The sequence below is a fragment of the Microcoleus sp. C2D2 genome (assembly GCF_036702495.1).
Lineage (GTDB): Bacteria > Cyanobacteriota > Cyanobacteriia > Cyanobacteriales > Microcoleaceae > Microcoleus.
Genome location: NZ_JAUBTO010000043.1, coordinates 42,935 through 52,286, shown reverse-complemented (window position 1 = coordinate 52,286; position 9,352 = coordinate 42,935). Strand labels below are relative to the sequence as shown.

The window sequence follows — 9,352 nt, the reverse complement described above, 5'->3', positions numbered from 1 at the left end:
CTTCAACTGTACTATTCGACAACGAGTATCTCGGTTGGTAAGAAAGAGCTTAGCCTTCTCTAAAAAATTAGAAAATCCTCTTGCTGCAATTTGGCGTTTTCTACATCATTATAATGATAATTTACAACTCCAGGTGCCTACTTTTATTTGAATTCGGTTGATTTTTTTATCCTTTCCTTCAGGGCACTACCAAGTTGAGATAACGGGCAAGGAGGTTTGATGAGGCTCTAACTTGAGGCGTTTAGGCATGATTTGTCCTCGTTGCACTCTTGACACTCTTTGAGTATATCATTCCGGTGCAACCGGAATTGATATAACCCCACTTTTATAGAAGCTTGGCCAGAGGAAAGTACCGGATTTCTTTTTCCACCTTTTCTTTTCCCAGAGGATTAAATAGCTACTTAAACAATACTCTAGCCTTAATAATACTATTTATCAATAAATTATGAACTATTCCTTGAGTTACTATTTTTCCTAACGGGAAGCCTACTTCCGAGAGAGCGCCCAAAACAGTCGTAAGCTTGATATCACGATGTTTTTTACTCTTCAGTTACATATGTGAACTCAAATTAGTGAAAATTTTTATCAAATACCCCTTGACGAAACTTCTAAAATTGTTGATTATTTATATCAATAACCTGCAAGCGCTTAAAACTCAACAGACATCTTTCTCAAGAGGTAAATCGCCGTGACAAGCAAGGCCACAAAATCCTTCCCAGCCGAAGGAGAATCCATTCCCTGGTGGGCCGGCAACCCCCGCTTAACCAACCTGGACGGCCGTTTGCTCGGTAGCCACGTCGCCCACGCCGGCCTCATCGTCCTCTGGGCGGGAGCCTATATCCTATTTGAGCTTGGACGCTTCAACCCAGAATTGCCCATGTACGAACAAGGCTTAATCCTGTTGCCAAACCTAGCCAGACTCGGCTTGGGCGTTGGTGCGGGAGGCAAAACAGATAATCCAGTAAAATTCCCGTTCAACTTTTTGATTTTTTACGACATGAATTTATACAGCGCTAACTCACTCAAAGTCGAACTCAATCAGAGAGGCTGCCGCCTGACTCCCCAGCGAGAAACTATTTTGAGCGTCTTTCAAAGTCTGCGGCAAGGAAATCATTTGAGTGCGGAAGAATTATACAAGACTTTGCAGAATCAAGGAGAAAGAATTGGTTTATCTACTGTCTACCGAACCCTGCATTTATTAGCAAGGATTGGGATTCTGCGTGAACTAGAATTAGCAGAAGGACACAAACATTACGAACTGAATTTGCGGGAATTGCACCACCACCACCATCTAGTTTGTATTCAGTGTCACAAAACCTTTGAATTTAGCGATGAATCGATTTTAAAAATTGGCAAAAAGCAAGTTGAAAAAGCTGGTGTAGAACTGCTTGATTGTCAATTAACTGTGCGTGCTGTTTGTTTGGAAGCGCTGCGGGAGGGATGGCCTTCTTTGCTGCCGAGTAATTGGTCCTGTCCGAGATATCATTCGGAAATTGAGGAGGAAATTAGTTGAGTTGGATGAAATACACTTCGGTAATGGGGAATGGGTAATTGGTAATTGGTAACTTTTTAACTCAGGTACGGCAATAGCGTTGCTAGGAATGTTAGCGAAGTGATTCTTAGGAAAGCAATCTCACCCATTCAAAACTTGCCGTCTTTCCCTTCTCCTTAATAGCGTTGCCAGGAATGTTAGCGAAGCAATTCTTAGGAAAGCAATCTCACCCATTCAAAACTTGCCGCTTTCCCCTTCCCCTTCCCCTTCCGTCAAGCAACCTCAGAATCGGAACGTTGATGTTCCATCCGAAATATGTTAGCGTACAAACTAGCAACAATCTGTTTGCCTTCCTGCGTCAACTGCAAGTAACCGAGAGATTCACTGATGTGCGGATAAATGCCGCTCCAGTAAAACTTAGAGTAGCTTTGCAGCAAGTCGCCCGGATGTCGGTAGCCCAAAAGTTTAGTAGCACCGCTTTCTTCCAACTCGTAAAACAGCGCGCCTATTTTCTGCAAATATTGCGGGTTGCTGAGCTGACCTATCAAGTCAGCACCACGAACTAAACTAGAGTAATTAACTGCATCCTCGTCAGTGTTGCCGTCAAGCACCGAGAAACGAGTCTGTTCTATGTTCTGCTTAATTATCTCAGCATTAATTAGCTTGTGGTTGCCGAAGCGCTCGTCAATGAACAATTTAGCTCTGTCAACTCGGTAAGGAGCTAAGCTAGCCGCTGTTGCACCGGGAGCAAGTGCAATTCTCATGCCATCTTTTCCCGTAGCATACAATCCTTCTGATTTTTGGTCTTGCCGGCAAACTCCTTTGACATATCCGATATCTTGGCACAGCAAAGAAATGATGAAGTGGAGCCAATCGTCGCAGGAAACTCCGCCCTTGCGAATGTGTTTTCCCCGCAAGATTTCTTGACCGACTAAGGTAATGCAAATGGCGTGTTCTACATTGTGATAAAGACCGTCGCTGTTGGCGATGTTTTCTAACGCCATTGCCCCCACCCAGGCAATAATGTCAGCATAGTCGGATTTGTAGCCTCCGTAAGTGCGGCTGTACCCGTTCTCAAGCTGTTCGATGAAAGCCTCGATCAGCAGTTCTGTAGAATTAAACATATCCTGTCCTTTTACCTTAATATTGCCTTTCAAGAGCGGTGAATCTATTTGGGAACCCTCTAATTTTATGGATGAGATTTTAACTCACAACTCATGCACCCCGTGTGCGTTGTTCGCTCGCGCGTAGCAATCTCAAAACTCATTGACGCCACTACCCCCGGGGAGTCACGAAGCAATCTCGCGCCCGCCCTCAAAACTCCCAAGCAACTGGGTCCATCACTGGCACCCATCCGGGCCGTACTGCATAGAGCAGCCTGCTGACAATTTTTCGCTCGTCTGAACTTCGTGAAGTACCCCAACTTGCTTCGCTGAAGTTGGGGCTTCCAACATCAACTCAATTCAAGGACGGTCTTATTCGTCTTTGGAGCTTCCCGTCTCATCCGCCGATGCCTCTACACAGTCGTCTGTGTTTTGGTCTTACTCGCCGTCCACAGGCAGACTCTCTGCTTCCCCAAGAGTTATTTCTTTGTTTATTGGGCTGCCTTATGTTTGGACTTATCTTTCTACCAGTGACACAGAGGGCTATGTTAGACTGAGATCGAGAGCGAATCCCATGCACACTTCTGAGGAATTATCAAGCTTTACTATAGAGAACGCCATGCAAGATAGCAACAAAAGTAGTATACAACATTATTACAATAGAAGAAAACAATGTTGCTTCGCTTTTATTTATTGGTCAAAATTCATCCCCACCTTTTAGAAGGATGGGGAATTCTTTTGACACTCAGTTAAACTGTGAGAATTAATTGCGTATTGAATAGTCTGGAACTGAGTCCGATCAATTTTACCGAATTTCCAAATGTTCAAGTAAAGTTCGGAAATTCCCTATTCAGGAATATAAGCTTTGGTTGTCATCTGCGGTCAACTGAATGTATATTTCTTATTGCCCGGCAATTTTAGATAAGTTTATGTGATGCCGATCGGCCAGTGACTGTGATGCTGAGACTGTGATGCGATCTCCGACTGGAGTGGATGGGCGTTTCCGAAAAATGGTGATTCGATCGAAATATCGATCGTCATAAATTTTGCTGACGGCTGTGACAAGCCTCACGGTTGCGTTTAGATCGTAGTATTGTAAAACTTTATTAAGGTTATAAGCAGCAGTAAGCAAGAGTAGTATCCTGTAGTCAGGAGGTCGAAATGAAACTACCGGACTACGCCAAAGCAATAGGCATAAGTTACACAACCGCATGGCGCTGGTGGAAAGCAAATAAGCTGCCACATCCGGCACGACAGACGGAAAGCGGTCTGATCATAGTTGACTACCTGCCACAGCCGCCATCAAACAAAGCTAAGAAAAACCGAGTCGCTATTTATAGCCGAGTCTCATCTTCTGAGAATAAAGATAATCTCAACCGTCAATCAGAGCGGTTGACCGAGTACGCAATTGCCAACGGTTATCAAATCGTTAGAAGCGTCAAAGAAATCGGCAGCGGATTGAACGACCACAGAAAGCAGTTGGAAACACTGCTACAACAAGATGACTACGATATTCTGTTGGTTGAACACAAAGACCGCTTGGCTCGATTTGGTACAAATTATTTAGGCGTATTGCTTCTTCGGTTGGGGGTTAAGTTAGAAATAGTTAATCTAGCGGAGAATGGAAAAGATGAGTTGATGTAAGACTTGGTGGCGATAGTTACAAGCTTTGCTGCCCGACTTTACGGACAGCGACGCGCTAGTAGAAAGACAGAAAAAATAATCGCGCTCGTTGAAAGATGGAGGTTCTGAATGCAGTTGACAGAGCGACACATCATTAAATCTACGGAACACCGTTTCGCCCAGATTGACAAACTAGCTTTCAAGTCAAAGAACCTCTACAATGCCGCCAATTACGTCATTCGTCAGAGCTTTATTTATGGATGGAACTATGTCAACTACAACGAAATGAACCGTTTGATGAAGTCTCACGAAGCATACAAGGCAATGCCCGCCAAGGTTAGTCAACAAATCTTGATGGTGCTAGACAAGAATTGGAAATCCTTTTTTGAGGCGGTTAAGGCTTACAAAACTGATGACTCTAAATTCACGGGTCGCCCGAAACTGCCGAAGTACAAAGATAAGGCTAAAGGGCGAAACCTTCTTGTCTACACAATTCAAGCAATTAGTAGCAAGCAGTCGAAAAAAGGAATCATTAAACTTTCTGGTACTGACTTTTTTATCAAAACTCAAGTCAGTTTCGCTCAGATTTGCTTTCGTTAGGTTAGTCCCCAAATGCGATTCCTATGTAATTGAGGTTATCTATGATGAACCGGAGTCCACCGCCAGTAATGCCAATTCTGTAGCTAGTATTGATTTAGGACTGGATAATTTGGTGGCGCTAACTTCAAATCAACCGGGTTTTACCCCACTGTTGATTAACGGGCGACTATTGAAATCGATCAATCAATTCTACAACAAACGCTCTTCACAATTACAATCCCAGTTAAAAGGGAATCGCAAAACTTCGCCTCGCATTCAGTGCTTAACTCGCTGTCGCTACCAAAAAACAGATAATTACTTACATCATGCCAGCCGCCTAATTATTGACATTTTAACGGCCAAGCAGATTGGGACGCTAGTAATTGGCAAGAATGCACAGTGGAAAACTGAAATTGCTCTCGGGAAGCAAACCAACCAAAACTTTGTTAGTATTCCTCACGCTCGATTAATTGAAATGTTGGAGTACAAAGCTCGGTTGGTGGGAATTAAGGTAATCGTGCAGGAAGAATCTTACACATCTCGCGCAAATTTTCTGGGTTTAGATTCAATCCCTGTCTACGGGAAAACAGATAAAGCTCCTGTGTTTACTGGTAAGCGGATTAAAAGAGGGCTGTACAAAACATCAGTTGGTCAGTTAATTAATTCTGATGTCAACGCCGCGTACAACATCCTCAGAAAAGCAATCCCCAATGCGTTCAGCAATGGGATAGGTCGTGGGCGTAGTTCGAGCCTTGCGCGGGTCAATCCGCTCAAAGTAAAAGTGAAGGGGGAGGGATTTGAAGCCTCCCATGTCTATAAATGACTATACTTTTACCAGCTATGTCACATATCATTCGCCCGTTGAGATCGATCGTCGAAACTGGCAGCAAGGAAAGAAGTTCGACAGCTTTGCCAAATTTCTTGCCAAAGAAAGTCGAGTCATGTACAATATAGAGTCTGGTATCCTCACTTACCCATAATTATTTTCATTAATCCCGTCCCCCTAGAGGGGAAGGGACTTTCAGTGCGGATGCCGCTAAATCACTATATTCAGCAAAAAGCTAGAAATGCCGTAACTCATGCCCACTATTCAGCAACTCATCCGTTCAGCACGGGAACAAACGCAGAAAAAAACCAAATCGCCAGCTCTCAAGAGTTGCCCCCAGCGCCGCGGAGTTTGCACCAGAGTGTACACGACCACCCCGAAAAAACCCAACTCGGCGCTGCGGAAGGTGGCTCGGGTACGGCTGACCTCTGGTTTTGAAGTGACAGCCTACATCCCAGGCATCGGTCACAACTTGCAAGAACACTCGGTAGTAATGATCCGGGGCGGTCGGGTAAAAGATTTGCCCGGAGTTAGATACCACATCATTCGCGGTACATTAGACACCGCTGGGGTGAAAGACCGCAAGCAGGCTCGTTCCAAATACGGGGCAAAGCGTCCTAAAGAGAAAAAATAACCAGGATCTCGCCCGTCGGGGTTGGGAAGCAACAATAAATCCCATCGCGCCGATCGCACGCTCGATCGTCATAGATCGATATCTGAGCTCAAAACCCCAAACTCAATCATTCAAAATCAAAAATCCCCAATAGAACTATGTCTCGCCGCACAGTTATTCAAAAACGTCCAGTTCCGCCAGATCCAACCTACAACAGCCGGTTGGTAAGCATGATGGTGAGACGGATCATGCAGCACGGCAAAAAATCCGTTGCCTCCAGCATCGTCTACGACGCCCTCAAAACCATCCAAGAACGCACAGGGGCTGAACCGTTAGACTTGTTTGAAAAAGCAGTCAAAAACGCTACACCCCTGGTCGAAGTCAAAGCCCGCCGGGTAGGTGGCGCCACCTACCAAGTGCCGATGGAAGTGCGTTCCGATCGCGGTACAACGCTCGCCCTGCGCTGGCTGATCAGATTTGCCCGCGCCCGCACCGGCCGCTCGATGGCAGCTAAGCTAGCCAACGAACTGATGGATGCAGCTAACGAAACAGGCAGTGCTATTCGCAAGCGCGAAGAAACACACCGCATGGCCGAAGCTAACAAGGCTTTTGCTCACTACCGGTACTAATTGCCAACTCGGGCATGGAGAAGAGCGCGACCGTGCGGTATAAAAGCATCGGGCGAGAAATTGGCAAGTGTAAGTTTTGAGTGTTGAGATTGCTTCCCTTGGCGCAGTTGCCCTTAGTGAAGCAAACTCAAAACTCCCAAAATCAAAATTCAGGCACTCAAAATTCACCCACTCTCTGAATCCTCCATGTCGCATCCTTAATATTTTTGTAAACAAATCTTGCAAAAAATATTAAAATGTAACAATAACCTCCAGAGACTGTAATAAATCGCTGGAGAGTGCAAAATAGGGTTTCTGTGTAGTATAATAGTATTATAACAGCAACACAAGATTAAGGAGGTAGCTGTGGCACGTACCGTCCCGCTAGAAAAAACTCGCAACATCGGCATCGCAGCCCACATTGACGCGGGCAAAACAACAACAACTGAAAGAATTCTGTTCTATTCAGGCATGGTTCACAAAATGGGTGAAGTGCACGAGGGAACAGCAGTCACTGACTGGATGGAGCAAGAGCGGGAGCGGGGAATTACAATTACTGCCGCTGCTATCACCACCAGTTGGAAAGATTACAAAATCAACATCATCGACACTCCCGGACACGTAGACTTCACGATCGAAGTCGAACGCTCGATGCGAGTGCTCGACGGAGTGATCGCAGTGTTCTGCTCGGTAGGGGGAGTGCAGCCGCAATCCGAAACAGTGTGGCGACAAGCCGATCGGTACAAAGTACCGCGGATCGTGTTCGTCAACAAAATGGATCGGATGGGCGCAAACTTCTACAAAGTCTACGGCCAAATTCGCGATCGCATGAGAGCGAACGCCGTACCCATCCAAATCCCGATCGGCAGCGAAGAAAACTTCCGGGGAATTGTAGACATAGTGCAAATGAAAGCCTATATCTACAACAACGACACGGGAACCGACATCGAGGAAGTAGAAATCCCCGATGAAGTAAAAGAGCTAGCGGCAGAATACCGCACCAAGCTGATCGAGTCCGTAGCAGAAACCAACGACGCCCTCACCGAGAAATACCTCGAAGGCGAAGAGTTAACAGAAGCAGAAATTCGTGCAGCTTTGCGCACTGGCACGATCTCTGGCACGATCGTCCCCATGCTATGCGGTTCGGCGTTCAAAAACAAAGGCGTTCAGCTTTTGTTGGATGCAGTGATCGACTACCTGCCGTCGCCCTTGGAAGTTCCCCCAATTCAAGGACTCCTGCCCAACGGCGACACAGCAGAACGATTTGCAGACGACAGCGCGCCGCTGTCAGCCCTGGCATTCAAAATCATGGCTGACCCCTACGGCCGCCTGACCTTCGTTCGCGTCTACTCGGGTATCCTCAAAAAAGGCACCTACGTCCTCAACTCCACCAAAGACAAAAAAGAGCGCGTGTCTCGCTTAATTGTCCTCAAAGCCGACGATCGGATAGAAGTTGAGGAACTGCGGGCAGGAGACTTGGGAGCAGCCTTGGGTTTGAAAGACACCTTCACCGGCGACACCCTCTGCGAAGAAGGAGCGCCAGTGATTCTGGAATCCCTGTTTATTCCAGAGCCAGTCATCTCCGTGGCTGTCGAACCCAAAACCAAACAAGACATGGAGAAGCTCTCCAAAGCCCTCCAGTCGCTCTCGGAAGAAGACCCCACCTTCCGAGTCAACGTTGACCCAGAAACCAACCAGACAGTCATCGCCGGCATGGGCGAACTGCACCTGGAAATCCTCGTAGACAGGATGCTGCGGGAATTTAAAGTAGAAGCCAACGTGGGTCAGCCGCAAGTAGCCTACCGCGAAACCATTCGCAAAGCCGTCCGCGCCGAAGGTAAATTTATCCGCCAAAGCGGCGGTAAAGGTCAGTACGGTCACGTCGTGATCGAACTAGAACCAGCAGAAGTGGGAACCGGCTTTGAATTTGTCTCCAAAATTGTCGGCGGCACTGTACCCAAAGAGTACATCGGTCCTGCAGAACAAGGGATGAAAGAAGCCTGCGAATCAGGTATTGTAGCAGGATATCCCGTGATTGACCTCAAAGCTACTATGGTAGACGGGTCTTTCCACGACGTAGACTCCTCAGAAATGGCATTTAAGATCGCCGGTTCAATGGCGATCAAAGAAGCCGTAATGAAGGCGTCGCCAGTGCTGCTAGAGCCTATGATGAAAGTAGAGGTTGAAGTTCCCGAAGATTACATCGGGAACGTCATCGGAGACCTCAACTCACGTCGGGGCCAGATCGAAGGTCAAGAGACGGATCAGGGGATTGCCAAAGTTTCTGTAAAAGTTCCACTAGCAGAAATGTTTGGTTACGCCACTGACATCCGCTCGAAAACCCAAGGTCGAGGCATCTTCACAATGGAATTCAGCCATTACGAAGAAGTGCCGCGAAATGTGGCAGAAGCCATTATCGCTAAGAACAAAGGGAACTAATGATTTTAGATTTTAGATTTTGGATTTTGGATTGAATCCAAAATCGAGAATCTAAAATCTCAAGTCTAA

At 46.4% G+C, this 9,352-nt stretch carries 7 protein-coding genes and 2 pseudogenes; 8 read left to right on the top strand and 1 reads right to left on the bottom strand.

Annotated elements, in window-relative coordinates:
• Positions 1-682 precede the first annotated feature (682 nt).
• Both QUB61_RS16095 and QUB61_RS16090 read left to right on the top strand, forming a co-directional pair.
• Positions 683-949: pseudogene (locus tag QUB61_RS16095) on the top strand (chlorophyll a/b binding light-harvesting protein); the annotation flags it as partial.
• Between the two features lie 48 nt (positions 950-997).
• Positions 998-1,513, top strand: coding sequence for a transcriptional repressor (locus QUB61_RS16090; RefSeq protein WP_190744344.1), 516 nt, complete (start codon positions 998-1,000; stop codon positions 1,511-1,513).
• 251 nt (positions 1,514-1,764) lie between these two features.
• Here QUB61_RS16090 and QUB61_RS16085 read toward each other — a convergent pair whose 3' ends face one another.
• On the bottom strand, positions 1,765-2,616 hold the full coding sequence (locus QUB61_RS16085) for an Npun_R2479 family HD domain-containing metalloprotein (protein WP_333129363.1): 852 nt from the start codon (positions 2,614-2,616) through the stop codon (positions 1,765-1,767).
• Between the two features lie 1,140 nt (positions 2,617-3,756).
• Here QUB61_RS16085 and QUB61_RS16080 point away from each other — a divergent pair.
• The 6 genes and pseudogenes from QUB61_RS16080 to fusA all read left to right on the top strand — a co-directional run bounded on the left by QUB61_RS16080 (position 3,757) and on the right by fusA (position 9,283).
• Entirely contained in the window at positions 3,757-4,239 is a 483-nt protein-coding gene (locus tag QUB61_RS16080; RefSeq protein ID WP_445300245.1) for an IS607 family transposase, read from the top strand.
• 108 nt (positions 4,240-4,347) lie between these two features.
• A pseudogene (locus QUB61_RS16075) lies at positions 4,348-5,620 on the top strand (RNA-guided endonuclease InsQ/TnpB family protein).
• A complete protein-coding gene (locus tag QUB61_RS16070; RefSeq protein ID WP_333129365.1) occupies positions 5,607-5,777 on the top strand; it encodes a hypothetical protein in 171 nt (56 codons plus the stop codon). The pseudogene QUB61_RS16075 and the gene QUB61_RS16070 overlap by 14 nt, the downstream one beginning before the upstream one ends.
• A 99-nt stretch (positions 5,778-5,876) precedes the next feature.
• Entirely contained in the window at positions 5,877-6,257 is a 381-nt protein-coding gene (gene rpsL, locus QUB61_RS16065) for a 30S ribosomal protein S12 (RefSeq protein ID WP_172186436.1), read from the top strand.
• A gap of 137 nt (positions 6,258-6,394) precedes the next feature.
• Positions 6,395-6,865: a 30S ribosomal protein S7 gene (rpsG, locus tag QUB61_RS16060; RefSeq protein WP_006632196.1), complete on the top strand. Its 471-nt coding sequence runs from the start codon at positions 6,395-6,397 to the stop codon at positions 6,863-6,865.
• A 345-nt stretch (positions 6,866-7,210) separates the two neighbouring features.
• On the top strand, positions 7,211-9,283 hold the full coding sequence (fusA, locus tag QUB61_RS16055) for an elongation factor G (RefSeq protein ID WP_333129367.1): 2,073 nt from the start codon (positions 7,211-7,213) through the stop codon (positions 9,281-9,283).
• Positions 9,284-9,352 lie beyond the last annotated feature (69 nt).

Excerpts from the sequence above, each read along its gene's own strand:
- QUB61_RS16090 (WP_190744344.1), top strand. The coding sequence starts at position 998 with ATGAATTTATACAGCGCTAACTCACTCAAAGTCGAACTCAATCAGAGA.
- QUB61_RS16085 (WP_333129363.1), bottom strand. The coding sequence starts at position 2,616 with ATGTTTAATTCTACAGAACTGCTGATCGAGGCTTTCATCGAACAGCTT.
- QUB61_RS16080 (WP_445300245.1), top strand. The coding sequence starts at position 3,757 with ATGAAACTACCGGACTACGCCAAAGCAATAGGCATAAGTTACACAACC.
- QUB61_RS16070 (WP_333129365.1), top strand. The coding sequence starts at position 5,607 with ATGTCTATAAATGACTATACTTTTACCAGCTATGTCACATATCATTCG.
- rpsL (WP_172186436.1), top strand. The coding sequence starts at position 5,877 with ATGCCCACTATTCAGCAACTCATCCGTTCAGCACGGGAACAAACGCAG.
- rpsG (WP_006632196.1), top strand. The coding sequence starts at position 6,395 with ATGTCTCGCCGCACAGTTATTCAAAAACGTCCAGTTCCGCCAGATCCA.